Annotated in this window: 21 protein-coding genes and 1 pseudogene; 16 read left to right on the top strand and 6 right to left on the bottom strand. The window is 74.4% G+C overall.

The window, feature by feature from the left end:
* The 5 genes and pseudogenes from F9B16_RS51470 to F9B16_RS34920 form a co-directional block, all read left to right on the top strand.
* A pseudogene (locus F9B16_RS51470) lies at window positions 1-1058 on the top strand (hypothetical protein); the annotation flags it as partial.
* Window positions 1055-1507, top strand: a complete 453-nt coding sequence (locus F9B16_RS34935) for a roadblock/LC7 domain-containing protein (RefSeq protein ID WP_151544491.1) — start codon at window positions 1055-1057, stop codon at window positions 1505-1507. The pseudogene F9B16_RS51470 and the gene F9B16_RS34935, both read left to right, overlap by 4 nt.
* Window positions 1508-1537: 30 nt before the next feature.
* Window positions 1538-1984, top strand: coding sequence for a DUF742 domain-containing protein (locus F9B16_RS34930; protein ID WP_151544490.1), 447 nt, complete (start codon window positions 1538-1540; stop codon window positions 1982-1984).
* 40 nt (window positions 1985-2024) lie between these two features.
* Window positions 2025-2642 (top strand): GTP-binding protein, encoded by a 618-nt coding sequence (locus tag F9B16_RS34925; protein WP_151544493.1) that lies wholly within the window; start codon window positions 2025-2027, stop codon window positions 2640-2642.
* Between the two features lie 172 nt (window positions 2643-2814).
* Window positions 2815-3609: an SGNH/GDSL hydrolase family protein gene (locus F9B16_RS34920; protein WP_151544492.1), complete on the top strand. Its 795-nt coding sequence runs from the start codon at window positions 2815-2817 to the stop codon at window positions 3607-3609.
* A gap of 31 nt (window positions 3610-3640) precedes the next feature.
* Here F9B16_RS34920 and F9B16_RS34915 read toward each other — a convergent pair whose 3' ends face one another.
* On the bottom strand, window positions 3641-4075 hold the full coding sequence (locus F9B16_RS34915) for an STAS domain-containing protein (protein WP_192809142.1): 435 nt from the start codon (window positions 4073-4075) through the stop codon (window positions 3641-3643).
* Window positions 4076-4263: 188 nt separating this feature from the next.
* Here F9B16_RS34915 and F9B16_RS34910 point away from each other — a divergent pair, with 188 nt between their 5' ends.
* The gene (locus tag F9B16_RS34910; protein ID WP_151544488.1) at window positions 4264-7854 is read left to right on the top strand and encodes an AAA family ATPase; all 3591 of its coding nucleotides are present in this window, start codon (window positions 4264-4266) and stop codon (window positions 7852-7854) included.
* A 164-nt stretch (window positions 7855-8018) separates the two neighbouring features.
* Here the strand turns inward: F9B16_RS34910 and F9B16_RS34905 are convergent, their stop codons facing one another.
* Window positions 8019-10025, bottom strand: coding sequence for an ABC transporter ATP-binding protein (locus tag F9B16_RS34905; protein ID WP_151544487.1), 2007 nt, complete (start codon window positions 10023-10025; stop codon window positions 8019-8021).
* 157 nt (window positions 10026-10182) lie between these two features.
* Here F9B16_RS34905 and F9B16_RS34900 point away from each other — a divergent pair, with 157 nt between their 5' ends.
* The 6 genes from F9B16_RS34900 (at window position 10183) to F9B16_RS34885 (ending at window position 13919) form a co-directional block, all read left to right on the top strand.
* A complete protein-coding gene (locus F9B16_RS34900) occupies window positions 10183-11343 on the top strand; it encodes an LCP family protein (protein WP_151544486.1) in 1161 nt (386 codons plus the stop codon).
* A 59-nt stretch (window positions 11344-11402) separates the two neighbouring features.
* Entirely contained in the window at window positions 11403-11699 is a 297-nt protein-coding gene (locus F9B16_RS34895; RefSeq protein ID WP_151544485.1) for a hypothetical protein, read from the top strand.
* Window positions 11700-11822: 123 nt separating this feature from the next.
* Entirely contained in the window at window positions 11823-11981 is a 159-nt protein-coding gene (locus F9B16_RS51465; protein ID WP_192809141.1) for a hypothetical protein, read from the top strand.
* Between the two features lie 168 nt (window positions 11982-12149).
* Window positions 12150-12311, top strand: a complete 162-nt coding sequence (locus tag F9B16_RS51460) for a hypothetical protein (protein ID WP_190865319.1) — start codon at window positions 12150-12152, stop codon at window positions 12309-12311.
* Window positions 12312-12374: 63 nt separating this feature from the next.
* Complete coding sequence (locus tag F9B16_RS34890; protein WP_151544484.1) at window positions 12375-12863, top strand: glutathione peroxidase; 489 nt, start codon at window positions 12375-12377, stop codon at window positions 12861-12863.
* A 141-nt stretch (window positions 12864-13004) separates the two neighbouring features.
* The gene (locus F9B16_RS34885) at window positions 13005-13919 is read left to right on the top strand and encodes an oxidoreductase (RefSeq protein WP_151544483.1); all 915 of its coding nucleotides are present in this window, start codon (window positions 13005-13007) and stop codon (window positions 13917-13919) included.
* Here the strand turns inward: F9B16_RS34885 and F9B16_RS34880 are convergent.
* From F9B16_RS34880 to F9B16_RS34865, 4 genes are all read right to left on the bottom strand, one after another.
* Window positions 13916-14461 carry a methylated-DNA--[protein]-cysteine S-methyltransferase gene (locus F9B16_RS34880; RefSeq protein WP_151544482.1) on the bottom strand — a complete coding sequence of 182 codons (546 nt, stop codon included), beginning with the start codon at window positions 14459-14461 and terminating at the stop codon, window positions 13916-13918. The two genes, F9B16_RS34885 and F9B16_RS34880, sit on opposite strands and share 4 nt — an antisense overlap.
* A 74-nt stretch (window positions 14462-14535) precedes the next feature.
* On the bottom strand, window positions 14536-17190 hold the full coding sequence (locus F9B16_RS34875; RefSeq protein WP_151544481.1) for a DUF6493 family protein: 2655 nt from the start codon (window positions 17188-17190) through the stop codon (window positions 14536-14538).
* Window positions 17187-18566: an SWIM zinc finger family protein gene (locus F9B16_RS34870; protein WP_151544480.1), complete on the bottom strand. Its 1380-nt coding sequence runs from the start codon at window positions 18564-18566 to the stop codon at window positions 17187-17189. The genes F9B16_RS34875 and F9B16_RS34870 overlap by 4 nt, the downstream gene beginning before the upstream one ends.
* 50 nt (window positions 18567-18616) lie before the next feature.
* A complete protein-coding gene (locus F9B16_RS34865; protein ID WP_151544479.1) occupies window positions 18617-19858 on the bottom strand; it encodes a homocitrate synthase/isopropylmalate synthase family protein in 1242 nt (413 codons plus the stop codon).
* 67 nt (window positions 19859-19925) lie between these two features.
* Here F9B16_RS34865 and F9B16_RS34860 point away from each other — a divergent pair, with 67 nt between their 5' ends.
* From F9B16_RS34860 to F9B16_RS34845, 4 genes are all read left to right on the top strand, one after another.
* Window positions 19926-21206: a citrate/2-methylcitrate synthase gene (locus F9B16_RS34860; RefSeq protein ID WP_151544478.1), complete on the top strand. Its 1281-nt coding sequence runs from the start codon at window positions 19926-19928 to the stop codon at window positions 21204-21206.
* 70 nt (window positions 21207-21276) lie between these two features.
* A complete protein-coding gene (locus tag F9B16_RS34855; RefSeq protein WP_151544477.1) occupies window positions 21277-21633 on the top strand; it encodes a hypothetical protein in 357 nt (118 codons plus the stop codon).
* 88 nt (window positions 21634-21721) lie between these two features.
* Window positions 21722-22072, top strand: coding sequence for a DUF3817 domain-containing protein (locus tag F9B16_RS34850; protein ID WP_151544476.1), 351 nt, complete (start codon window positions 21722-21724; stop codon window positions 22070-22072).
* A gap of 91 nt (window positions 22073-22163) precedes the next feature.
* A complete protein-coding gene (locus F9B16_RS34845; RefSeq protein WP_151544475.1) occupies window positions 22164-23087 on the top strand; it encodes a bifunctional helix-turn-helix transcriptional regulator/GNAT family N-acetyltransferase in 924 nt (307 codons plus the stop codon).
* The last annotated feature ends 329 nt before the right edge of the window (window positions 23088-23416 follow it).

Raw genomic sequence — 23416 nt, 5'->3', positions numbered from 1 at the left:
CGTACGGCGAGCCGCCGGCCCCGCGCTCGCCGAGCGACCTGCCCGTCCGCCGTCCCGGCGCCCAGCTGCGCGGCCGGCAGGCGGACGCCGGCCGGCAGGACAACGTGTTCCAGCCGCGCAGCGAGCGCACGCAGAACGCCGCCAACGGCTACCAGGACACCGCCAACGGCTACCAGGACGCGGGCGGCGGCTACCAGGACGCGGCCAGCGGTTACCAGGACACGGGCGGCGGCTACCAGGACGCTCCCAACGGGTTCCGCGACGCGGGCGGGCGGCACACCGGGCCGCAGCCCGTCGTCCCCGAGGCCCAGCCCGTCGTGCCCGAGCCCGGCGCCCGGCGCCAGCAGATCCCCTGGGAGACCGGCCCGCTGGAGCAGGTCGCGGGGGAGGGTCCGCACGGCGACGGCTCCCGCAACGGGGCGCCGGCCCGCGGCCGGCCCGCCGAGCCGCGGCCCCGCGAGGCCGCGCCCGAGCACCGCGCCCCCGAACCGGCGGCCTACGACCGGAACGGCTACGATCAGCCCGCTCCCGCCGTCCACCGGCCGCCGGCGCCGGCCGGGGCGAAGCCGTCGCCGCGGGTGCCCGAGCGTTCGCCGATCTTCGATGCGATGCAGTCGGAATGGTTCCAGCGCCGGACGGGAGGGGACGTGGGCGAGGATCCGGTCAAGGGCTGGGAGTCCCCCGCGGACGAGGGCTTCCGCGCCGCCGAGGCGATCCGCGAGCCCGTCGCCGGCAGCCGCACGCAGGTCGGGCTGCCCAAGCGCGTCCCCGGCAAGAACCGCATCCCCGGGGCGGTCGGCAACCGGCCGGCCGCCGGGGGCGGGCAGCAGCCCCAGGCGGCGCCGCCGCCCGCGGCCACCGGCCGGACCCAGCCGGTGCCGCGCCCGGGGGCGCCCGTGCAGGACCAGCAGTCGTCCGGCCAGTCGGCCGACGTCGTGCGCAACCGTTTCGCGAGCCTGCAGCGCGGCGTCCATCGGGGACGCAACGAGACTCGCGGCGGGGGCGTGTCAGGTGAGGTGCCGTCACAGGGTGACGGCGAGACGGGAGGCACCCGGTGAGCGGGCAGGATCTCAACTGGTTGGTGACGAACTTCGCGGACCGTGTCGCGAAGGTCGCGCACGCCGTCGTGGTCTCCTCCGACGGATTGCCGATGGCCTACTCCGCGGGCTTCCCGCCCGAGCGTGCGGACCAGCTGTCGGCGATCGCCTCGGGGTTGATGAGCCTGACCCAGGGCGCGGCGAAGATCTTCGACGCTGGCGGCGTGAACCAGACGGTCGTGGAGATGGACCGCGGGCTGCTGTTCGTGATGTCGATCGCGAACGGGTCGGTCTTCGCGGTGCTGGCGGCGCCCGACTGCGATCTCGGGCTCGTCGCCTACGAGATGACGCTGCTGGTGGAGCGGGTGGGCCGGGTGCTGACGCCGGCGCTGCGCGCGCAGGAGCAGCAGCAGCAGCCCTACGGCGGCCCCTCGGTGACCGAGATGGGCGCCGGCCCCGCCCGCTTTTGACCGTGACTGACTCTGACGGAGGTCGGCGACATGGATCGAGGCAGTCCCTTCGGAGCCGGTCCGGGAGGCCCCGGGCGCTGGCCCGGTGAGCCGCGCTCGGTGCAGGACCGGCCGGAAGGGCGGGACGAGGGGGACAGCAGCTCGCTGGTGCGCCCGTACGCGGTGACCGGCGGGCGCACCAAGCCGCGGTACGACCTGGCGATCGAGGCCCTGGTGACGGCGGCGCCGTACCCGCCGCGCGACGTGGCCATGCTGACCCCGGAGTACCGGGCGATCATGGACCTGTGCCGGTCGGCCCGCTCCGTGGCCGAGGTGTCCGCGCTGCTGCGCATGCCGCTCGGCGTGGCCCGGGTCCTCGTCGCGGACATGGCCATGGAAGGGCTGCTGCGCCTGCACCAGTCGACCCCCACCACCGCCGGCGGCCAGCCGGACCTCCGCTTGCTAGAAAGGGTGCTCAGTGGCCTTCGGAAGCTCTGACCAGGTCCCGCCTCCGGGGCCGCACGGACCCGAGGCCGAGCTGACCTCGGTAAAGATCGTCGTCGGCGGCGGGTTCGGCGTCGGCAAGACCACCTTCGTCGGGTCGGTCTCGGAGATCATGCCGCTCACCACCGAGGCGGTGATGACGGCGGCCAGCGCCGACGTGGACGACCTGTCGGCCGTCCCGGACAAGACGACCACCACGGTCGCGATGGACTTCGGCCGCGTGTCGCTGGACAGCGAGCTGATCCTGTACCTGTTCGGCACGCCGGGCCAGCACCGCTTCTGGTTCATGTGGGACGACCTGGTCCGCGGCGCGATCGGCGCCGTCGTGCTGGTCGACACCCGGCGGCTGGAGGACTGCTTCGCGGCGGTCGACTACTTCGAGGAGCTCGGCCTGCCGTTCGTGGTGGGCGTCAACGGGTTCCACGGCGAGTTCCAGTACGCGATCGAGGACATCCGCGAGGCGCTGTCGATCAGCGGCCACGTGCCGATCGTGCAGTGCGACGCGCGCAGCCGCGAGTCGACGAAGCAGGTGCTGATCACGCTGGTGCAGCACGCGATGTCGGTGCACGCCTCGGGCGCGCCTGCGGCCGCCCAGGCCCCGCCCGCCGCGTCCGGCGGGCAGCTGGGCACGGCGTCGCCGAGCTGGACCTGACGCAGGGCCGGATCCCGGACCGGATCCGGCGCCCGCGCGAGCGCTCCGCCCGGCCGCTCCGCCCGGCCGCTGTCGGGTGCCCCACACCCCCCGAGGTTACGGTCGCGTAGATTGTATGCACGATGCATGATTGTCTGACGTGACCGACTTTGAACCAGTGCCAGGGCCCGCGATGGACGAACTGGAGAAGATCCGTACGTACGTGGCCATCGGCGACAGCTTCACCGAAGGCTTGAACGACCCCTACCCGGGCGAGGACGACCGCTTCCGCGGCTGGGCCGACCGGCTCGCCGAGCATCTGGCCGTGCACAGCCCCGGCCTGCGGTACGCGAACCTCGCGGTGCGCGGCAAGCTCGTCCGGCAGATCGTGGCCGACCAGGTGCCGCGCGCCGTCGAGCTGAACCCCGACCTCGTGACGTTCTGCGCTGGCGGCAACGACATGATCCGCCCCGGCGCCGACCCCGACGCGCTCGCGGTCGTGTTCGACGACGCCGTGCGGCGGCTGCGCGCCACCGGCTCCCGCGTGGTGATCTTCACCGGGTTCGACACCCGCGGGCTGCGCAGCGGCTCCCGGATCCGCGGCAAGGCCGCCACGTACAACATGCACCTGCGCGCGATCGCGGACCGCCGCGGCTGCTCGGTCGTCGACCTGTGGTCGCTGCGGATCTTCAACGACCCGCGCGCCTGGTACGAGGACCGGCTGCACCTGTCGCCGGAGGGGCACCGCCGCATGGCCCTGATCGTGGCGGGCGTCGTCGGCGTGCCGGTGGCGGACGACTGGCGCGAGCCGTGGCCGCCGCTGGACCCGGTCGACTGGCTCACCTCGCGCCGCGAGGACCTGCACTGGGCGCGCGCCTACCTGCTGCCGTGGATCGGCCGGCGCGCGACGGGCCGCTCGTCCGGCGACGGCCGGGAACCGAAGCGGCCGGTCCCGACGGAGCTGCGGTCGCCGGAGACGGCGAGCTGACCCCGGAGGCCTTTCCGCGGCCGGGCGCGCGCTAGCCGCGGGGGGCCTCGTGCCGCGCGCCCGACGGGGCCGGCGGGTCGCCGTCCCCGCGCGCGGTGTCGCGCGGCGGGTTGGGGGCGGCGCTCCGGTCCGCGGTCAGCGCCGCCTCCAGCGTCGCCTGGACGGGGATGCGGCGGTGCAGGCCGGTGATCTCCAGGGTGCGGCGGACGATGGGGCGGGGGCCGGCCAGGGTGAGGCTGCCCCCGGCGGCGGTGGCGGCCTTGTAGCAGCCGACGATGACCGACAGGCCCTGGGAGTCCATGAACTCCAGGTCGGCGAGGTCGAGGATGAGGTGGTCGCCGTGCTCGCGGCGGGCGGCCTCCAGGTGCCGGCGGAGCTCGTCGGAGCCGGCGATGTCGAGTTCGCCGCGCAGGCGCACGACGGCCCGGCCGGCTTGCGAGCGGGCGGTCACTTCCAACGGTGGCACGGGGGTTCCGCCTCCTAGGGGCCGGGCGCCGCCGGGCGCGGCGCCCGGCGGATATTTTCCGTATGACAACTATCGCCGAGGAGCGGCCGTGTGCCAACCCGGCGCGACGGGATGTGCGTGATCGCGCCGGGTCGTAGGGTGCTTGCGAGACGTGACGTCCCCGCCCCGCCGCATAGGAGAAGGACCAGGTGCGTTCCCCCCGGCTGCCGGACCATCTCGAACTGCTGCTCACCGAGGAGCCCGTGCTCGACGTGTACGCCCACGGGCCGTGGCGCGTGCCCGGCGGGCTCTACGAGCGGATGCGGGAGCGCGCGGTCGCCTACAACGCCGACCCCCGCGCGGAGCTGCTCCCGCGGCGGCTGAGCGACTTCTACGGGGAGGGGACGAGCGCGGCGGGCGCCGAGCAGTGGTCGCTGCTGACGTTCCTGCTCGGCGCGTCGGCGGTGCGCGGCGGGTCCCGCGGCGACGTCGACTACGAGCTGCTGTCGGACTTCCTGGCGACGCCGGAGCCGGCCGTCCGCGAGCCGGTCGCGTGGTTCACCCAGGGCGGGCGGTGGCGCCCGCCGGGCCTGTGGCTGCCCGAGCCGGCCGGAGACGACCGCGAGCTGCGGACGGTGATGCTGGAGCTGGCGCGGGACGGGCTGGACGTCTTCGACGGCCTGGAGCCGCTGGAGCGCCGCCGCCGGGCGCTGATCGGCCTGTTCGACCGCCGGGCCGCCGACCCGGAGCTGCACGAGCTGGACCTGACCGTCCCGCAGGACCGGCTGGAGGAGGTGTGGACGGCCGGGCTCACCGACGAGGAGCTCGACGTCCTGCCCGAGCTCGCCGGGCCCGTCGGGTACCTCGGCTGGGCCTGCGACGGGCTCGACGCGGCGCACGCGCGGCTGTCGGAGGCCGTCATGGACGGCGACGGCGCGGACGCGGCGCTGGCCAAGCTGCTGCTGGCGGCGGACGCGGCGACCGTCCCGGCGGAGTTCGCGGTCGCGCTCGGGGCCGACCGCTACCAGAACCTGCAGGAGCGGTTCCGCGCGGTGCGCGCGGGGTTCGCCGTCGAGGCGTGGCAGCAGGACGTGCGCGGATGGCTGGCCCGGGGACTGGTCGCGGGCGAGGCGGACGCGGCGCGGGCGTGGCTGGACATGGCGGTCCGCGTCACCGGCGCGGTGCAGGGCCTGCCGGACGCCGCGACGAGCCCGCGCTGCCGCGTCCCGGTGCGCCCGTTCCAGTCGGACCTGCGGCGGCTGTTCGCGGCGCGCCGCGTCGTCAACCCGCTGGCCGGCCTGCTGTCCCGGGACGCCCCGGCTCGCCCGGACGGCCGGCCCGAGCGGGACGAGGCGGCGCAGGAAGGCCCGCAGGACGACGGGGCGCGCGACGAGCTGGTCGGGCAGCCGGAGCTGGCGCGCGCCGTCCAGGACGCGCTCGCGGCGCGGCTGGCGGGGGAGCGGCCCGTCCGGCTGCTGATCGCCGGCCCCGAGGGCACCGGCAAGGGCACCGCCACCGAGCTGCTGGAGCGGCGGCTGGCCGCGGGCGGCGCCGTCCGCGAGGCGCTGTGGGTCTCCGACCAGGTGTTCGCGTCGCTGGGCGTCAGCGACGCCGCGCTGTGGCTGCAGGCCCGCGTCCGCGACTGCGTCGAGGGCCGGATGCTGCTCGTCGTCGACGACCTGGAGCGGCTGGTCTCCTACGAGCGCTGCGGCGCGGCGGCGGTCGAGGAACTGCGCCGCCTCATGGCGCGCTCGCCGCGCCTGGACGTCGTCGCGCTGTGCCGCCCCGGCGGCGACCGGCGGCTGTTCGAGGCCAACCCGGCGCTCGTCCGGGCGTTCGACGTGGCCCGCACGCACGACTTCACCGAGGACGACTTCGCCGAGCTGTTCACCCGGGCCGTCCGGGCGCGCGGCGCCACGGTGCCCGCCGAGGTCGCCGCGACCGCCGGGGTGCTGCTCAGCCGGACGCCTCAGGTGCTGAACCTGCGCGGCGCCCGGCTCGCCGAGCACACCGCGGCGCAGTGCGCCGCGGCGGCGCGGGCCCGCACCGGCCGGGACGCCCCCGAGGTCACGGCCGCGGACCTGCCGCAGCGGCTCATCCCGGGCCGTCCCGCCGAGACCGACCCGTTCGCCGAGCTCGCCGCCTGCGCCGGCATCGCGCCCGTCAAGCGCGAGGTGGACGCGCTGGTCGCCGAGGCCAAGGCGGCCCGGCTGCGCCGCGAGGCGGGCATGGCGCTCGCCGCGCGCCCCCGCCACCTGGTGTTCACCGGCAACCCCGGCACCGGCAAGACCAAGGTCGCGCGGATCCTCGGCCGGATCTACGCCGGGCTCGGCGTGCTGTCGTCCGGGCACATGGTCGAGGTCGAGCGCGCCGACCTGCTCGGCGAGTACGCCACCGAGAGCGTCCTGCGGGTGCGCCGCGCCGTCGAGCAGGCGCTCGGCGGAGTCCTGGTCGTCCGGGACGCGCACGCGTTCGTCGCCGCCGCCGTGGACGCCGCGCGGGGCCGCGAGGTCCTCGACGTGCTGCTCACCACCGTCCAGGCGCACGCCGACGACCTGGTGGTCGTGCTGACCGGGCCGCAGGCGGAGATGAACGGGCTGCTGAAGTCCCACCCCGACCTCGCCGCGCTGTTCCCCCGGACCGTCCGCTTCCCCGACCTCACCGACGACGAGCTGGTGCAGGTGTTCGCGGGCAAGGCCGCCGACGGCGGGTTCGCGCTCGCCCCCGGCGTCCTCGACAAGGTGCGCGCGCTCGCCCAGGCCGCGCCGCGCGACAACGGCTTCGGCAACGCCCGCATCATGATCAACCTGCTGGACCGGGCGGTCGCGATGCAGGGCCGCCGCGTGCTCGCCGACGGGATCGTCGACGAGACCGAGTCGCTCGACGAGATCCTCCTCGAGGACGTCCCCGACGCCCTCGCCCGCGCCGGCGGGGACGTCTCGTCCGACCCGCTCGGCGAGATCGGCCGGCTCATCGGCCTCAAGGAGGTCAAGCGGCAGGTGGACGCGCTGGTCGCCGAGGCCCGCGCCGAGCAGATGCGCCGCGACGCCGGCGTGCCGCTGACCGTCCCGACCCGGCACATGGTGTTCATGGGCAACCCGGGCACCGCGAAGACGACCATCGCGCGGCTGATCGCCGCCGTGTACGCGCGGCTCGGCCTGCTGTCGTCCGGGCACCTGGTCGAGGTGACCCGCGCCGACCTCGTCGCCGAGTTCGTCGGGCAGACCGCGCCGCGGGTGCGGACGGCGGTCGAGCGGGCCCTCGGCGGCGTGCTGTTCATCGACGAGGCGTACGCGCTGACCTCGGCGGGCGGCGGCGACCAGCGCGACTTCGGGCACGAGGCGATCGCCGAGCTGCTGCGGCTGATGGAGGAGCACCGCGCCGACCTGGTCGTCATCGTGGCGGGCTACGACGCGGAGATGGAGCGCTTCCTCAAGTCCAACCCGGGCCTGGAGTCGCGCTTCCCGCAGGTCCTGCGCTTCCCCGACTACTCCGACGACGAGCTCGTCACGATCTTCGAGCTGATGGCGGCGACGGCCGGCCTCACCCTGGACCCCGGCGTGCCGGCCGCGCTGCGCCGGCTCGTCGCCGCGCACCCGCGCGGCTCCTCGTTCGGCAACGCCCGCCTCGTCCGGAACCTGCTGGACGCCGCGGTGTCCCGGCAGGCGCAGCGGATCACCGCCGCCCACGACGCGGACCCCGCCGCGATCGACCCCGCCGAGGTCCGCCTCCTGCGCCCCGAGGACCTCCCCGAAACACCCCCGGGCACCGCCGCCAACTCCTTCGGCCCCTACATCTGACCCTGCCAGCCCAGGGGGGCGACCCCCTGGAACCCCCGTCACGGTCGACAGGCCGTTTCCCGCTCCGCTAGCGCTCCGCGCGAAACGGCCTGTCGACCGGCGGGCATGCCCGCTGCGCTCGCCAGGGCTCGCTCCGCGTGCCTGCCCGTGACCGGCGGCCGAGGTCAGACCTCGCCGCTTCCCCGGTAAGCAGCAGCTTGGAGGGAGTAGAGGTCGGCGTAGAGGCCGCCGGCGGCCATGAGGGCGTCGTGGTCGCCCTCCTCGATGACCTTGCCGTGCTCCAGCACGTAGATGCGGTCGGCGTAGCGGACGCTGGCGAGCCGGTGCGTGATGAGCAGGACGGTGCGGCCGGCGGCGTGGTCGCGGATCCGGTCGAACAGCAGGTGCTCGGCGCGGGCGTCGAGGCTGGCGGTGGGCTCGTCGCAGATCAGCAGCGGCGCGTCCCGGTAGAAGCCGCGGGCGACGGCGAGCCGCTGCCACTGCCCGCCGGACAGCTCGGCGCCGCCCTGGAAGCGGCGGTCGAGGAGGGTGTCGTAGCCGCGGGACAGGTCCGCGACGACCTCCTCGGCGCCGGACGCGCGGGCGGCGGCGAGGACGGCGGGGTCCTCCGGCTCGCCGGGGCGGTGGTCGGGGCCGCGGCCCATGGTGATGTTCTGCCGGGCGGTCATCGGCCAGTGGGTGTACTCCTGCGCGATGACGGCGACGCGGCTCCACACCTCGTCCTGCGGGACGTCGGCGAGGGCCACGTCGTCCCAGCGGACCTCGCCGCCGTCGGGGTCGTAGAGCCCGGCCATGATCCGGGAGAGGGTGGTCTTGCCGGACCCGTTCTCGCCGACGAGCGCGACGACCTCGCCGCGGCGCAGTTCCAGCGAGACGCCGTTGAGCGACGGGGCGTCGGAGCCGGGGTAGGTGAAGGTGACGTCGCGGACCTGGATCCGGGAGAACCGGGTGGGCAGCGCCGGACGCGGATCGGCGGCGGCGGGCGGGAGGGCGCGGTGCGGGATCAGGGCCTCGGCGGCGTCGCAGAACGCCAGGTAGTCGCCGAAGTACAGGCCCTCCTCGTAGCACTGGTTGACCGCGAACACGAGGTTCACCAGGGACGTCTGCCCGCTCCTGATCGCGAGGACGGCCGTGCCGGCGACGGCCAGCGGCACCCAGCCCTGCCAGAGCATGAGCCCGAGCGCGACGTAGACGCCGGCGGTCGCGAGGCCCTTCAGGACGTCCCCGGTGAGCTTCGCGAAGGTCTGCCTGCGGGCCAGGCCGAGCTCGACGCGGCGCTGGTGGGCGGCGAACCGGTCGTACTCGCCGAGCAGGAACGGCCGCATGGTGAACGCGCGGACCTCGGCGGCGTGCCGCCGCTCGGTCATCAGGTCGGACAGGATCCACTTGCGGCGGGCGACGCCGACCAGCGCGAGCATCGTCGCGTAGCGCATCCGGGCGCTGCGCACCGACGCCCAGCCCTCCGGGACGGCGGTGAGCAGCAGCAGCGGGAGCAGCAGCGGGTGCAGCACGCCGAGCGTCCCGGCGGCGGCGATCATCCCGACGGCGCCGGTCAGGACGTCCACGGCGTGCTGGACGACCTGGGACGCCGCGTTCATCCCGCGGGTCTGGGCGCGCTGCAGGTCGTCCAGGAACGTCGAGTCGTCGAGGGCGGTCAGGTCCGCGGCCGTGGTCGCCTCGTACAGCCGCAGCTCGACGAGCCGCTGGACCTGCGGTTCGAGGCGGGCCTGCGTCCAGCCGGCGGCGGCCTGCAGCCCGGACCGCAGCGCCACCGAGCCGGCGACGAGCACCAGCGACGGCAGCGCGTCGCGGACCCGGCCGGGCGTGGGCCCGGCGCTGAACAGCGCGGTGAGCACGCCGGTCGTGGCGAGCAGCCCGAAGGCGGTGAACAGGCCGGCGGCGAGGTTGAGGGAGATCGTCGCGGCCGTGTCGGCGCGGCTCGCCCGCCAGGCCAGCCCGGCCGCCTGCGCGATCACCGCGGGGAGCCGGCGGGCCATGGTGCCCATCCCGGTCTCGGCGAGCTCGCCGTCCTTGGCGTGCCACACGTGCGCCGACAGCTCCGGGAGCTGCGACTCGAACGGGTCGTCCGGCGCGGCGCCGGGCGGATCACCCCGGCGCCGCCGGCGTGCGAGCAGCCGAAATCCCCCGGCGATACGCCGCCTCGCGCCCATGCGCCGCCCTCCGCGCGTCTGTGCCACCGAAGGGCGGTCTGCGCCTTAAGGGGGACTCTGTCCGCTTCACATGTCACAAATCGAAGTGATTTGGAGGTGTGGACAATCATGCGCCGGATGGACGCGGCACCCCGCGGGTTTGTCTAGGGTCTACGGCATGACCGGCGCCGGCCTGGTGGCCGGACACGGCAGGAAGGACGACGGCGTGGCCCGCGAGAGGCACGACTCCGTACGCGCGGAGCACCAGCACGCCGCCTACGGGCGGGAGGCGTACGGCGACCCCTACGACGACCCGTACGCGGGCGACCAGCTCGCCGGAGGCCGGGTGTACCCCGACGGCCCGGCGGGCGGCCCGCCGGTGCGGCGCAGGCGGCGGCGCCGCTGGCCCCGGGTCCTCGGCGTGATCGCCGCCGTGCTCGTCCTGCTGATCGTCGGCGGCTACTTCTACCTCGACTCGCGGCTGGAACGCGAGTCGGTCCTGGTCGACTACCCGGGCCGGGTCGCCGACACCCCCGGCACCAATTGGCTGATCGTCGGCTCCGACAGCCGCAAGGGCCTGGACAAGTCGGCCCAGAAGAAGCTCCACACCGGCTACGCGTCCGGGCGGCGCACCGACTCGATGATGCTCCTGCACTACGGCGCGGGCGGCACGTCCCTCGTCAGCCTCCCGCGCGACTCCTACGTCCCGATCCCCGGTCACGGCTCCAACAAGCTGAACGCGGCCTTCGCGTTCGGCGGGCCCAAGCTGCTCGCGCAGACGGTGGAGAAGGCGACCGGCGTCCACATCGACCACTACGCCGAGATCGGGTTCAACGGGTTCGTGGGCGTGGTCGACTCCGTCGGCGGCGTGAACATCTGCGTCAAGGAGAACATCAAGGACCCGAAGGCGGGCATCGACCTCAAGGCCGGCTGCCAGAACCTCAAGGGCAGCGACGCGCTCGGCTACGTCCGGTCGCGGCACTTCGCCCGCGCCGACCTGGAGCGCGTCGAGCACCAGCGGCAGTTCTTCGGCGCGCTGATGAAGAAGGCGTCCAGCCCGACGACGCTCCTCAACCCGTTCCGCAGCGTCCCGCTCGCCCTCCACTCCACCAGCAACTTCCTCGTGGACGACGGCGACCACCTGTACGACCTGGTGCGGATGATGTGGGCGATGCGGGGCGTCGCCAACGGCGGCGTGACGACGACCGTCCCGATCGGCGGGACCGGCTCCTCGGCGAGCGCCGGCTCCTACATCACCTGGGACAGGACGAAGGCGTCGGAGCTGTTCGGCGCGCTGAAGCAGGGGCAGCCGATCCCGTCCGACCTCGTCCAGAAGTAGGCGCCGCGCCCGGCCCGGGCCCCTCGGGGGCCGGGCCGGGCTTGGCATAGAGTCGACCCATGGCGGATGTGACGCCTGAGGGCGGAAAGCAGGACGACCTGTCGACCCTGTCGTCCAAGGAACTCCACGACCGCGCGATGGAGCTGGCCAGGGAGCGGCACGACGTGGGCTTCCTGTGGGACCTGCTGCGCGCCATCCCCGCCGCCGCCGCGGCCACCGGCGAGGTCGACCGCGCCGAGTTCGACCTGTTCCACGGCCTGTCGCTGCTGCGCGAGTTCACGCACGCGGGGGAGGGCGAGGTCGCCGACGCCCTCCGGCCCTTCTACATCGACTACCTCACCGAGCACGGCGGCTGAGGCCCGCGTCCCCCCGCGTCCGCGCCAAGCGGACATGACCTTGACTTTGCCCCGTCTTGATCTCCCTGCGGCCACCCTTGGGAACTACACTCCGTAGGCATCCGACCGCAGAGGGTGGTTGTAGTGAACAAGAAGCAGTTGAAGCTGGCCTCTATCGCGTTTGTGGCGTGGTACGTCATCAGCAGGCCCGAGGGAGCGGCGAATCTCGTCAACAACGCACTGAGCGGGCTGGGGACCGCGGCCGAGTCGTTGTCGCAGTTCATGAGCGCGATCCCCAGCTAGCCGCCGCTTCCAGGCCCCGTACCCGCCGCGGGTGCGGGGCTTTTTCGCGCGCGGCAAGCAAGCGCTCTCCCCCGCGTCACAGTAAAATCCCGCTTTGCGAGCAGACGCGGCTGGGCATCATTGGATCGGGTCAATGTGTCGCTGCGCTACAACAGGGACGGCGTACGGATGAAGAAGAACCTCCGCTATGTGGCCATCGCCTTCGTCATCTTCTACCTGCTGAGCTCACCCCGGGACGCGGCCGGCTTCGTCAACAACGCGTTCACCCAGCTGGGCAGGGCCGGTGATCAGGTCTCCTCGTTCGTGAGCAGCCTGGACCTGTCGCCGTGACCCGCCGCCTCCGGACGCGGTCCGGGCGGTGCGGGCCGGGGGTGATCGCCTAGGATCGGCCGCATGTCCTTCTATGACGTGGAGATCGAGGGTCTGCAGGGCGGTCCCGCGGACCTCGGGCAGTACCGGGGCAAGGCCGTGCTCGTCGTCAACGTCGCCTCCAAGTGCGGCCTGACCCCGCAGTACGCCGGCCTGGAGCGGCTGCAGGAGCGGTTCGCCGGGCGCGGCTTCACCGTCCTCGGCGTCCCCTGCAACCAGTTCATGGGCCAGGAGCCCGGCAGCGCCGAGGAGATCGCGCAGTTCTGCTCGGCGACCTACGGGGTCACGTTCCCGATGACCGAGAAGATCGAGGTCAACGGCGACGGCCGGCACGCGCTGTACGAGGGCCTCGTCGGCACCCCCGACGCCGAGGGCCACACCGGCGACATCCGGTGGAACTTCGAGAAGTTCCTGATCGCCCCGGACGGCGCGGTCGCCGCCCGGTTCGCGCCGCAGGCCGAGCCGGAGTCCGCCGACGTCGTCGCCGCCATCGAGAAGAACCTTCCGGCCTGAGAAAAGGCCCCGGGAAGGGCGCCGGACGCGGGCGCGCGAACCCCGCGGCCGGCCCCCCGGCATTGTGAATCGCACCACACGGCTTGTCGCTATTGAATTACACGTCTAACTTTTGAGGTCGCGCTAGGACGTGGAGGTGCCATGAGCGGGTGGACGGCGGCCGACATTCCCGATCTGCAGGGCCGGCGGGCGATCGTCACCGGGGCCAACAGCGGCATCGGCTACCACACGGCGCTGCAGCTCGCCCGGCACGGCGCCGCCGTCGTGCTGGCCTGCCGCAGCGCCGAGCGCGGCCAGGCCGCGTTCGACCGGATCAGGGCCGCCGCGCCCGGCGCCGACCTCACCCTCGGCTCCCTCGACCTCGCCGACCTGGCGTCGGTGCGCGCGTTCGCCGCCCGGTACGGCGACGCGCCGCTCGACATCCTCGTCAACAACGCGGGCGTCATGGCGCTGCCGCGCCGCACCACCGCCGACGGCTTCGAGATGCAGTTCGGCACCAACCACCTCGGCCACTTCGCGCTCACCGGCCTGCTGCTGCCCGCGCTGCGGGCCGCCGCGTCCGCCCGGGTCGTCACGGTGACGTCGGGGGTCGCGTGGAGCGGCCGCTTCCGCTTCGACGACCTGCAGGGCGAGCGCCGCTACAGCAAGTGGGGCGCCTACGGCCAGGCCAAGCTCGCCAACCTCGTCTTCGCCCGGGAGCTGGACCGCCGCGTCCCCGAGATCACCAGCGCCGCCGCCCACCCCGGCTACGCCGCCACCAACCTCCAGGAGGCCGGCCCGAAGATGGCCGGCAACTCCGTCATGGCGAAGGCGATGGTGCTCAGCAACGCGGTGGTGGCGCAGCCGGCGGCGGCCGGGGCGCTGCCGTCCCTGTACGCCGCGACCGCGCCGGGCGTCGAGGGCGGCGCCTGCTACGGCCCGCGCCTGCTGCAGTTCCGCGGCAGCCCCGCCAAGGTCGTCACGCCGCCGCAGGCCGCCAAGGCGGGCCTCGGCGACCGCCTCTGGCAGGTCTCCGAAACCCTCACCGGCGTCACCTACACCCCCGCCCCCGCCTAACGCGGCGGACTGGCGATGTCCCAGTCGAGGGTGGCGGGGATGGAGCCCTCCAGGGTGAGCAGCCAGCGCTTCACCTCGACGCCCGAGCCGCCGCTGTAGCCGCCGAGGCCGTTCGAGGCGACGACGCGGTGGCACGGGACGATCAGCGGGATCGGGTTGCCGCCCATCACCTGGCCGATGACCTGCGCGTGGACCTCGGTGCCGCTGCGGTCGCCGAGGGCGCCGTAGGTGATCGTCTGCCCGTAGCGGACGGTCTCGTACAGCGTGGTCAGCACCTGCCGCTGCACGTCGCCCGTCAGCCGCCAGTCGATCGGCAGCTCGAACGTCTTCAGGTCGCCGGCGAAGTAGTCGCGCAGCGCCGCGAGCGCCGGGTCGAGGCGGCCGGGCGCGTCCACCACCGGCAGGCCGGTCTTGCGGGCGGCCCGCTCGCGGGCGGCGGGGGTGTCGCGGAAGTCCAGCGACACGATCCCCGTCTCGGTCTCGCTCACGAGCAGCCGTCCCAGCACGGTGTCGACCGTGCCGAACGCGAGTGTCTCGGTCATCGTCGGGCGCTCCCTTCCGGTCCGTTCAGCGTGCCATCCGTGTCCGACATTCTCTTCAACACCGGGGCGGCCCGTCAGGTTGCGGTGAGGCCGCGGTGCAGCCGGGCAGCTTCCTTGGCCAGCCGGCTGGACCCGCCGCGCCCCGCGACGGCCTTCAGAGCGGGGATCTCGCCGCGCGCGCCGGTTGTCTCGGCGGTGCGGGTGCCGAGGGCGAGCAGGTCGGGCAGGCCGCGGACCGCCGTGTGGCCGCCGGGTCCGGCGAGGATCTCGGGCAGCGCGGCGGCGATGATCGTCCAGACGTCGGCGTGCGCGCCCGCGTCGGCGGCGGTGCCCAGGGCCTTCGCGACCCGGCCGAGCTTGACGCGGCCGAACGCGGCGAGCCGCCCGATCGCGACGCCGGTCTCGGCGGCGGGCAGGACGCCGCGCGCGCTCAGCGTGAGCAGCGCGTCGACGGCGTCGGCGCGGTGGCGTTCGTGCGCGTTGGCGAGCGTGCAGGCGAGCAGCGTCCCGGTGGCGGATCCGGACGGCCCGTCGGCCTCCGCGAGAGCCAGCATCGTCGCGCCCTGCAGCCAGCCCTCGTCGACCAGGCCGGCCTGGTAGGGGACGAGTTGCGCGGCGGCGATCTCCCGGTGGGACGGCGTGACGCCCGGCCACCAGGCGAACGTGCGGGAGTACTTCGGCTGCCCGAAGTCCCGCCAGCCCTCCTCGGGGAAGGCGCACAGGCGCGCGATGTCGGAGTCGCCGGGGAAGGAGACGACGGAGAGGATCCGGGACGGAAGGCGCAGCCTGCGGTCGCCGACCGTCGCGGTCGGCTCCGCCAGGACCTCGCACCGGACGTCCGGGTCGGGCTGCGGGCCCGCGGCCAGCCATGCCGCCAGCGCCTGCCCCGCCGGCGAGACCAGGCCCTTGGCACGGGCGACGGCGGCCGGGTCGATCTCGCGCGGGACGCGGAGCATCGCCTGCGCCAGTTCGGCGCGTCCCGGTTCGGTCCCCGCGGCTTCGAGCCTTTCGAGCCGCTCGACGAGCACGCCGGGATCGACGTGTCCGGCGGCCGTGGTCGGGGTGGCCGGCAGGACCGGGACCCGTCCGACGGCGGCGGCGATCTCGCGCCCGCGCAGGGCGAGGAACCGGTCCAGCTGCGGGTCGAAGATCGTTTCGCCCTTGCGCGACCACCCCTTGACGAGCGAGGCGAGGGCCTCGACCAGGCGGTTGGGGGTCTTGGGGACGAACAGGCAGCGGACGGAGAACAGCGTCCAGTCCTGCTCGTGGTGCCGGCCCAGCCGGTCCGCGTTCGTCAACCAGGGCGCCCGCTTCTCCACGACGGGACGCAGGGCGTCCCTCGTGCCGTCGATGTCCTGGTAGGCGAACTCCACGAGCGCGGCGACGAAGCGTTCGACGGCCAGCCAGTCAGGATGCTCGGTGTGCAGGAGGACGGCGAACTCCTCGGCCAGTTCGGCGGGCGAGCCGATCGGCGCGGGCATCTCGCGCGGGACGAACGGCGGCGGCCCCACGGGGAGCGGGAACGCGGCCTCGGCCTCCACCTCGCCGAACGCGGCGGCGATCGTCTCGCGGAGCGGCCCCGGCAGCCCCGACGCGGCGCCGCGGACCTGCTCGCCCGTCTCGGCGGACGCCTTCCCGGCATGCTTCACGGCGATCTTGACGGCGCGTTCCCGCAGGTCGAGGGAGTCGCAGGCGAACACGGCGGTGACGGCGCGAAGCGTGGCGTCCACCCGCCCGCGCTTGCGCGCCGTCCGGTCCAGCCAGGTCAGGCCGGTCCGGACCAGCTTGTTCTCCGGCCGGAACAGCACGGCGGCCGCCGCCTCCTCGAACAGCGGCTCGCCGACCATCTCCAGTTCGTCGGCCCGGCGGACGGCCCGCAGCGCCAGGTCCGCGATCGTCGACGGCGCGGACGGCAGCAGCCAGGCGTAGTCCCGGACCCGCGCGGCGACCTCGTCGTCCGTGGGCTCCAGAAGCTCGTGCAACTGCGCGAACCAGCGCAGCTCGTGCGGCGTGCCGCCGCGCAGGAACCGCCGGACGCAGCCGTCGATCAGCGTGCCGCGCGGGACGCGTCCCGTGGCGGCGAGTTCGGCCAGCGCGTCCGCCCAGGTCCGGCGGCCCTTGTCCCACTCCGCGGTGCTCCGGTCGAACGCGAGGGCCGCGCCGACGCCGTCGGCCTCGAACAGGCGCGGGACGAGCGCGTCCAGGAACGGGTCGTCGGCGAGGGCGTTCGGGTCGGCGCCGCCGCTCGCCCACATCACGACGAAGCCGTCCGCCGCCGGCGGCTCGGCGCCCGCCGACAGGGTGAGGCCCGCCGCCATGTGCCAGCGCGGCAGCACGGACTCCGCGAAGTCGGTGATCCGGAGGCGGTCGGCGATGCGCCGGGCGACGTCGGCGCGCCATTCGGCGGGGCGTGTCGCGGTGACCACGTCCAGGTCGCGGCGCAGTTCCTTGCCGTGGAAGCGCAGCCACCACGTGTCGAACTCGCGGCGGCAGAGCCAGGCCGCGACGGCGGCGGCGCCGCCGATCGTGCCGGCGCCCGCCATCATCAGCGGCTGGTGGTAGCCCTTCTCCAGCTCCCCCCACTGGGCGGCGTCGCGCATCTCCTTCAGCTTTCCGGGGAGCCGGTCGGCGACCTCCTTGCGTCCCGGCCCGTCGAGCTTGGCCACCAGCGCCATCACCCGGCCGGTGTCCTTCGCGTCGATCGCGGCGCGGATCCCGTCCCAGCTCATCGCGCGGCCTCCGCGTCCAGCGCGGCGACCGCCTCGCCGTCGCGGCGGACGATCGTGGCCGCGAGGACGTGCTTGCACGGCCCGCGCTCGCCCCGGTGATCGAACCACCACGGGCACGTGCAGGTGGCGCGGTCCCCCTCGAAGCGGACCTCGCGGTCGCCGCCGTCGGTGGTCACGACCGCGGCGTCGCTACCGGTGAACCGGACGGCGCCGTCCTCGACCAGCGCGCGCGCCGACCGCAGGCGCGGGTTCAGTGCCGCCACGCGCGCTGCGTCGTAGGGCAGTTCGCGGTGGAAGAACGCGGCCTCGGCGGTGTCGAAGCCGACGCGTCCGGACGTCCCGAGCTGCGTCAGCGCCGCCTTCGTCCGGTCGAGCGGCAGGCCGGAGCGTTCGGCGAGCAGGCCGGGGTCCACGCGGGGTTCGAACGACAGCAGCGCGCCGATCAGGTCGGTGTCGCCGGCGGCCTCGTCCGTCGCGAGGGCGTCGAGGACGGCGCCCTCGCCGGAGAAGCCCCGCGACACCTCCGGAGACAGCGTCAGGAAGTACCGCATGCCGGGCAGTTCCAGCTCCCACACGCTCGACACGGGCGCGCTGCCCGCGGTGACGGGCGGCCCGTACACGCGCAGCGCCCGGGCGAACCGCAGCAGCGGCAGCATGGTGCGCAGCCGGTCCGCGCCGGCGAGGCACACCGCGCCGGGCGCCGGACGCGACGACGGCCGCAGCGTCCGCCCGGCCGGCACCGCCCACAGCGCCCCGCGCGAACGGGCGGGCAGCGACCGCAGGAACCGCACCGCGTCCGGCCCCTTCAGCCCGGCCCGCGGGTCGAACCCGGCGGTGATCACCTGGACCTCGGCGAACCCGCGCAGCCAACGCTCCGGCAGCGGCACCTTCTTCTCCACCACCGCGCCGTCCACTGTGGTCACCGCCATCTCGTCGGCGCCCACCGCCAGATGCAGCGGGTCCGATCCGCCGACGCGGGCGAGGGCCTCGCGCAGCGGCCCGTTGACGTCCACGTTCGTGGTGCCGCGTTCGAGGACGTCGCCGTCCAGCGCCGGCTCCAGCACGTCCAGCCGGGCGTACACGCCGCCGCACGCGGAGAACGACTCCATCCGCAGCCGGTCGCCGTTGCAGGTGAACACCGGGTCGCGGAAGCCGGTCGGGCGCGGCTGGTGGTAGCGGGTCCGCGCCACGTCGGCCAGCGCGATCAGCGCCGCCGCGGCCGGCGCCGCCTGGGTGAGCACGCCGCTGAAGAAGTGCGGATGGGCCCGCGGCCCGGTGCTCGTCGTCCCTCCGGACGTCGACAGTCCGAGGAGACCGCCGTCCAGCCCGGAGGGGCGCGTGTAGGAGTACGCCTGTGCCGTCGCGCTGCTCGCCATGCCTCCACAAGGTAGAGATCACTAGCGACAAAAGCGGTGGAAGCGGCGAATCAGTCGATGACGCCCGGGAAGAGAAGGGCGAGCTCGCGGGGGTATCCGGCGATGAGGCGCAGCTCGTCGTCGGTGAGGGGGCGGCCCGTCTGCGCGTTGCACAGCTGGACCAGCTTGAACGCCAGCTCCTCGTCGGCGGGCTCGACGCCGAGACCGTCCATGACGTGCCGGAACCCGGCCTTGCCGCCGTACTCGCCGGTCAGGACGACGCGGCCCGGCCGCGCGTGCCAGTCGTCGGGGAACGGGCCGAGGGTCTCCTCGTCGTACAGCTCGTAGTTGCCGTGGTCCTTCAGGGCCCCGTCGGCGTGGATGCCGGACTCGTGCGCGAACGCGTTCCGCCCGACGCCGACCTGGTTGTAGGGGAGCGGCTGGCCGAAGGCGTAGCTCGCCCACAATGCGAAGCGGCGCGCCCAGGACAGGTCGATCGGGTCGCCGATCTCGGCGCCGGTCAGCTGCGGGTCGAAGGCGTGCCGGAACGCGAGGATGGTCGACAGCAGGTCGGCGTTGCCGGACCGCTCGCCGATCCCGTTGACGCACGTGTTGATCCAGGCGTCCTGCCCGGCCTGCAGGTCGCCGAGCGCGCCATGGATGGAGTTGGCGACGGCTAGGCCGAGGTCGTTGTGGCAGTGCGTCTCGACGGGGATGCCGATCGCGGACGCGAGCTTGGCGAAGCGCTCGCGGATGCGGTCGGGGGTGTCGCCGCCGATGGTGTCGCAGTAGCGGACGCGGTCGGCGCCGGCCTCCTTCGCGGCGAGCGCGAACTCGGTGAGGAAGCCGTCGTCGGTGCGGGAGCCGTCCTCGGCGTTGACGCCGACGGTCCGCGCGCCGCCCGCCTTGGCCGCGCGGACGGCCGCGGTCATCTCGCGGATGACGGCGTCCCGGTCCAGCTTCCCGCGGAACTTGTTCGCGAGCATGTAGTCGGACGTGGAGATGGACAGGTTGTAGTGGGCGAGGCCCTTGCCACCCGCCCGCACGGCGACCGCCTTCTCCACGTCCTGCGGGACGCCCCGGCACCAGCCAGAGAGCCGCAGGTCGCCGAACGCCCCGGCCTCCGCCAGCGCGATCTGCGCCCGGACGTAGGGGACCTCGTGGAACAGGAACGGGAAGCCGATCTCGGACTGCGCGACCCCGAGCCGCCCCAGGTAGAAGTTCACCATCGTCTTGCCGAACTTGGACAGCCCGGTCCGGGCGGTCTGGACGCCGTCGCGGTTGGTGACGTCGAGGAAGTGAATCTGTGGCATGCCCTCAGATTGACAGCCGGATCCATATGTATCAATATTGACGAAAATCAATGTCAATGGAGCGCTTATGGCGGAGAACGACCAGGTGGGCGGGTGGATCGACGCGGCGGCGGCCGCCGAGCGGCTCGGTGTGAAGCCCGCCACGTTGTACGCCTATGTCAGCCGCGGCGTGCTGCGCCGCCGGCACGCCCCGGACGGCCGGCGCAGCCTGTTCGACGCCGCGCAGGTGGAGGAGCTGGCCCGGCGCGGCAAGCCCCGCCGCGGGCCGGGCCCGGGAGAGCTGGCGATCGAGTCGGCGATCACCGCGCTCGGCGCCGACCGCCCCTACTACCGGGGCCGCGACGTGCTCGGCCTGGCCGAGCACGGCTCGTTCGAGGACGTCGCGGGCTGGCTCTGGACGGGCCGCGACGGCGCGGGCGAGGCGCCGTGGCGGGCCCCGGACGAGGGCGTCGCGGCGGCCGTCGCCGCGCAGTCCGGGCTGCCCGAGGGGCTGCTCCCGATGGACCGCCTCCAGGTCATCGTCACCGCGCTGGCCGCCGCCGACCCGCGCCGCCACCACCTGGACCCGGAAGGCGTCACCGCCACCGCCCGCTCTCTCATCGCCGGCCTCGTCGAAGCCCTCCCGCCCGCCCCGAACGGCTCCCATGACGACGACCCGCCGCAGGTCGGCGAGGGCGGGGTGGCTGCGCGGTTGTGGGGGAGGCTGTGCGCGCGGCCGGCGGAGGCGGGGGCGCTGCGGGCGCTGGAGGCGGCGCTGATCCTGCTGGCCGATCACGAGCTGGCCGCCTCCACGCTGGCGGCGCGGGTCGCCGCGTCCGTGCGGGCCGACCCGTACGCCGTCGTCGCGTCCGGGCTCGGCGTGCTCAGCGGGCCGCTGCACGGCGGCGCGTCCTACGGCGCGGAACGGCTGATCGCGGAGGTCGCCGACCCGGAGTCGGCCGCCCAGGTGGTCGGGCGGCGGCTGCGCGGCGGCGAGCGCATCCCCGGGTTCGGGCACGTGGTGTACAAGTCGGGCGACGGGCGCGCGACGCTGCTGCTGGACCTCGTCCGGGCGGCGGCCCCGGGGCACCCGCGGCTCGCCGCCGCCGAGGCCGTCCTGGACGAGGCGGCGCGGCGCCGGCTGCCCTCCGCGAACATCGACTTCGCGGTGGCGGCGCTCGGCGCGGTCGCCGGGTTCGTCCCGGGCGCCGGCGAGGCCGTGTTCGCGGTCGCCCGCACCGCCGGGTGGCTCGCGCACGCCATCGAGGAGTACGGCGGCGCGCACCCGCTGCGCCCCCGCGCCGTCTACACCGGCCCGCCGCTTCCGGACGCCGCCCCGGCACCGCGCCGGCCAGGCCGTTCAGGCTGAACACCGAGGTGCCCGCGGCCAGCCGGGGGTTGTGCACGGGCGGCGCGGGACCGGGGGTACGCTCGATGACGTGCGACGGTTCCTCACCCCGGCCTGGCTCGGCCTGCATGCGATCGCGGTCGTGCTCTGCGGCGCGTTCATCGGCTTCGGCTGGTGGCAGTACGACCGCGCCCAGGAGGGCAACGACCGCAGCTGGGCGTACACGTTCGAATGGCCGATCTTCGCGATCTTCGTGATCGTGATGTGGGTCAAGATGATCCGCGACGAGAAGGCCGGCGTGGCCCCGGCGCCCAAGGTGATCGAGGAGCCGGCCGAGGCCGCCGTCAAGCGCGAGATCATCCGGCGGCAGGAGGAGGAGGACCCCGCGCTGGCGGCCTACAACCGCTACCTCGCGCGGCTCAACTCCCAGACCGACCGGCGCGGCTGACCGCGCCGCCGGGCGCCCCGCGCCGCCGCGGGGCCGTGCGACGTGAGCGGGCCGCCGGATGCGGCCAGCCGATGAAAGGGTGTGAACTGTGGAAGGCGCGGTGACCCGGTACCGGATCCTCGCCCTGCTCGTCGGCAGCCTCCTGGTGCTGCTGGTGATCGGCATGATCCTCAAGTACGGTCCGACCGACATGCCCGCGATGGCGGGCATCGTGGCGCCCGTCCACGGGCTCTTCTACATGGTCTACCTCGTCGCCGCCTACGACGTGTGGCGGCGGGCGGACTGGCCGCTGACCAAGATGGTGCTCATCGTGCTCGGCGGCGTCGTGCCGCTGATGACGTTCTGGGTCGAGCGCAAGATCGTCACGGAGGCCCGCCAGGTGCGGCCCGCGGCGGCGGCCGAGCCCGAGCCGTCCGGCGCCGACTCGTCCCGCGCCTGACCCTCCCTCCCGCATTCCGCCCCGTCCGGGGCTGGATCCGCGGGCCCGTCCGGGAGTAACGTTTGACTGAGTCAAACGTAGGAGGACGAGCATGGAGGCGACGGCGGCGGACGTCGGCACGGTCCGCGCGTTCAACCGGTTCTACACCGGAGTGATCGGGGTGCTCGGCGAGGGCCTGGTGCGCTCGCCCTACTCCCTCACCGAGGCCAGAGTGATCTTCGAGCTGGCGCAGCGCGAGGACACCGAGGTGCTCGCGCTGCGGCGCGCCCTCGACCTCGACCCCGGCTACCTCAGCCGGATGCTGACCCGCTTCGAGAACGACGGCCTCGTCGTCCGGGAACGCGCGCCCGGCGACGCCCGCCGGCAGGTCGTCCGCCTCACCGGCCGGGGCCGCGAGGTGCAGGCGATGCTCGACGAGCGGTCCAGCGCCGAGATCCGCGCGCTGCTCGACGGCCTCACCGGCGACGACCGCCGCCGCCTCCTCGGCGCGATGCGCACCGTCCAGGGCATCCTCGGCGACCGCGCCCGGCCGGACGGCGCCGTCCTGCGGCCCCTGGGCCCCGGCGACCTCGGCTGGGTCGTCGAGCGCAACGGCGCCCTCTACGCCGAGGAGTGCGGCTGGGACCGCACCTACGAGGCGCTCGTCGCCCGCGTCGTCGCCGGCTACGTCGAGGACCACGACCCCGAGCGGGAGAGCGCGTGGATCGCCGAGGCCGGCGGCGAACGGGTCGGCGCGGTGTTCTGCGTCCGGCGCGAGGAGGAGGTCGCCCAGCTGCGCCTCCTGCACGTCGAGCCCGGCGCGCGGGGCCTGGGGGTCGGCGCGGCGCTGGTCGATGAGTGCGTCCGGTTCGCGACCGACGCCGGATACCGCGAGATCATGCTGTGGACGACGGCGCTGCAGCGGCCCGCGCACCGGATCTACGAGCGGGCCGGGTTCCTCCTCGAAGAGGAGGAGCCGCCGGTCGCCCGCTTCGGCGACGTGGTGTACGGCCAGGTCTGGCGCAAGAAGCTCTGACCTTCCGGCGGGGGTCCGCTGGCTCGTGACCGGCGCGGGTTCGTCCGGCGCGGGGGCCTGGAACGAACCGAGGCCCGTGAAGGCGCTCTTGCCTTCACGGGCTCGGCTCCGCAGCGATCCCTTACTGCGTGAGGGCGGCCGGGACGGGGGTCGGACGGAGTTCCGGCCGCCTGGTGCACCGGCATGGCGCCGGCTCGGATCGGGGCTGATTCCCACCTCCCTCCCGTGCCCGGCCGGACGAGGGCGTGACGGCCCGTCCGGCTTCGAGGGGCGGGCGCCGCACGGGCGCCCGGACGGACGGGGGCGTGGGGGCCGGGCCGGCGGCACAG

This window comes from Actinomadura montaniterrae (genome assembly GCF_008923365.1).
Classification (GTDB): domain Bacteria; phylum Actinomycetota; class Actinomycetes; order Streptosporangiales; family Streptosporangiaceae; genus Spirillospora; species Spirillospora montaniterrae.
Note: the sequence above shows the minus strand (reverse complement) of the source record. Positions and strands in the feature narration are given on the sequence as shown.

Excerpts from the sequence above, each read along its gene's own strand:
- F9B16_RS34930 (WP_151544490.1), top strand. The coding sequence starts at position 1,538 with ATGGATCGAGGCAGTCCCTTCGGAGCCGGTCCGGGAGGCCCCGGGCGC.
- F9B16_RS34920 (WP_151544492.1), top strand. The coding sequence starts at position 2,815 with ATGGACGAACTGGAGAAGATCCGTACGTACGTGGCCATCGGCGACAGC.
- F9B16_RS34905 (WP_151544487.1), bottom strand. The coding sequence starts at position 10,025 with ATGGGCGCGAGGCGGCGTATCGCCGGGGGATTTCGGCTGCTCGCACGC.
- F9B16_RS34900 (WP_151544486.1), top strand. The coding sequence starts at position 10,183 with ATGACCGGCGCCGGCCTGGTGGCCGGACACGGCAGGAAGGACGACGGC.
- F9B16_RS34895 (WP_151544485.1), top strand. The coding sequence starts at position 11,403 with ATGGCGGATGTGACGCCTGAGGGCGGAAAGCAGGACGACCTGTCGACC.
- F9B16_RS51460 (WP_190865319.1), top strand. The coding sequence starts at position 12,150 with ATGAAGAAGAACCTCCGCTATGTGGCCATCGCCTTCGTCATCTTCTAC.
- F9B16_RS34890 (WP_151544484.1), top strand. The coding sequence starts at position 12,375 with ATGTCCTTCTATGACGTGGAGATCGAGGGTCTGCAGGGCGGTCCCGCG.
- F9B16_RS34885 (WP_151544483.1), top strand. The coding sequence starts at position 13,005 with ATGAGCGGGTGGACGGCGGCCGACATTCCCGATCTGCAGGGCCGGCGG.
- F9B16_RS34880 (WP_151544482.1), bottom strand. The coding sequence starts at position 14,461 with ATGACCGAGACACTCGCGTTCGGCACGGTCGACACCGTGCTGGGACGG.
- F9B16_RS34875 (WP_151544481.1), bottom strand. The coding sequence starts at position 17,190 with ATGAGCTGGGACGGGATCCGCGCCGCGATCGACGCGAAGGACACCGGC.
- F9B16_RS34870 (WP_151544480.1), bottom strand. The coding sequence starts at position 18,566 with ATGGCGAGCAGCGCGACGGCACAGGCGTACTCCTACACGCGCCCCTCC.
- F9B16_RS34865 (WP_151544479.1), bottom strand. The coding sequence starts at position 19,858 with ATGCCACAGATTCACTTCCTCGACGTCACCAACCGCGACGGCGTCCAG.
- F9B16_RS34860 (WP_151544478.1), top strand. The coding sequence starts at position 19,926 with ATGGCGGAGAACGACCAGGTGGGCGGGTGGATCGACGCGGCGGCGGCC.
- F9B16_RS34845 (WP_151544475.1), top strand. The coding sequence starts at position 22,164 with ATGGAGGCGACGGCGGCGGACGTCGGCACGGTCCGCGCGTTCAACCGG.